We start from the raw sequence: 428 nt of genomic DNA on the forward strand, positions 1-428 counted from the left end.
AGCGCGGTCAGCCGCGAGGGAATCCAGTCGATCACGAAGAAGGCGCGCTGCGCGAAATTCGAGAACGCCTCGGTGCGATCGTCGGTCGGCACCGACCAGCTGCGCGACAGGTATTCGGCGATCCGGTACAGCACCGCGCCGGCCGGGCCGAAGGGCAGCACGAACCAGAAGAACACGCCGAACACGTGCCGGTGCGAGGCCACCACGGCGTGGATCAGCGTATGACGGACGATCTCGCCGACCGGCACGTCGACGTTGTTGAGGGCGAGATGGATGTCGGTGAAGTAATGGCTGAACTGGCGAAAGCCGAGCGTGAAATAGACCACCACCACGTTCCAGACGAAGGCAAACGCGAAGCGGAGCTTGAACAGCAGGAAGTAGACCAGCCCGACCGCCGTCTCCCAGGGCACCACCACCACCAGCCAGAC

Annotated in this window: 1 pseudogene; it reads right to left on the bottom strand. The window is 64.0% G+C overall.

Annotation, left to right across the window (positions count from 1 at the left end):
• Positions 1–428, bottom strand: a pseudogene (locus tag HWX25_RS33125) (cobalamin biosynthesis protein CobD); the annotation flags it as partial.

The sequence above is a fragment of the Burkholderia sp. BCC1640 genome, from assembly GCF_902833125.1.
Lineage (GTDB): Bacteria > Pseudomonadota > Gammaproteobacteria > Burkholderiales > Burkholderiaceae > Burkholderia > Burkholderia diffusa.